At 45.5% G+C, this 1,047-nt stretch carries 3 protein-coding genes; all 3 read left to right on the forward strand.

Annotated elements, in window-relative coordinates; translation table 11 throughout:
• Nucleotides 1-507: RHS repeat-associated core domain-containing protein (locus ACO6VE_RS24630; RefSeq protein WP_422464160.1), on the forward strand; the 507-nt coding region annotated here is incomplete at its 5' end.
• The gene (locus ACO6VE_RS24635) at nt 504-827 is read left to right on the forward strand and encodes a hypothetical protein (RefSeq protein ID WP_422464162.1); all 324 of its coding nucleotides are present in this window, start codon (nt 504-506) and stop codon (nt 825-827) included. The genes ACO6VE_RS24630 and ACO6VE_RS24635, both read left to right, overlap by 4 nt.
• A gap of 27 nt (nt 828-854) precedes the next feature.
• Nucleotides 855-1,047: hypothetical protein (locus ACO6VE_RS24640; RefSeq protein ID WP_422464164.1), on the forward strand; the 193-nt coding region annotated here is incomplete at its 3' end.

The following is a 1,047-nucleotide window of genomic DNA, read 5'->3' on the forward strand; positions in this document are numbered from 1 at the left end:
AGCCTTGGGTTTAATATTCGCTTCCCCGGGCAGTATGCGGATAGTGAGAGTGGGTTGTATTACAACCGGTTCAGGGATTATGCGCCGGGTAGTGGTAGATATGTCCAGAGTGATCCGATTGGGTTACAAGGTGGATTAAATACCTTTGGGTACGTATACCAAAATCCGTTGAATTATTCTGACCCCGATGGGCAGCTACCTGTCTTTGTCGTCTTAGGTTTGATAAATGGTTCAATTAGTGTTGCTGCAACTTTAATTAGTAGCGATTGTGCAAGCCAAGGAGATCTCTTAACTTCCTTTGCTTTTGGCTTTGCGACAGGCGTTCTTGGTGGCGTTGGCTCCGGACTAAATGCTGCGAAGTTCTCTACGGCGCTACTTGGCAGAGATGTGCCTAAGGCCAGTGGGGTAATCGCATCAGTAATGGCTGGAATGAATGGCTCAATGGCTGGAGCAGCAGATGCAGCAGGCAGTGCAATGACTGGCAGTGGGTGCGGATGTGATTTGTGAGTAAAATACGACAGAAAATTATAAACATTACTGGGTTAAATGGTGATCCAGTAATTTTGCTCTCTTTTTTTTGGTACATCTTTAATGTACTTGTGAGTGTAAACTATGTTTTACCAATCGACGCGAAGGCAGAAAGCTATGGTGGCTTTGAAAGCATAGAAGCTTATATGGCTTATGCATTTCTGTTTACATTTGTCCCACATATTTTGTGCATGGAGAAAGGTGTGCATGATTTTTTTGGGGTGAAGTTTCTAAATGATGCTTTTATATTGATACCAGCATTTACGCTTCATTGCTCGCTTTCAGCAGTAGTTTTGTGAGTATGCATATTCTAACTCGCTCCCCCAATGAGTAGTTTCTTTCTTACTCCGGGCTCCCATGTTCTGCGTGGGAGCCCTACTTCTACATTAACGTTCACTTACGATGCCACCGGCCGCATGCTCACCGCAACCAATCCGGAAAGCCAGCTGAGCTGGACTTACGACAAGGCAGGTCGAATCCTGCAGGAAACGGCGGACGGCAGAACCATTGCCATTCAAT

The sequence above is a fragment of the Endozoicomonas sp. ALB115 genome, from assembly GCF_049310245.1.
Lineage (GTDB): Bacteria > Pseudomonadota > Gammaproteobacteria > Pseudomonadales > Endozoicomonadaceae > Endozoicomonas.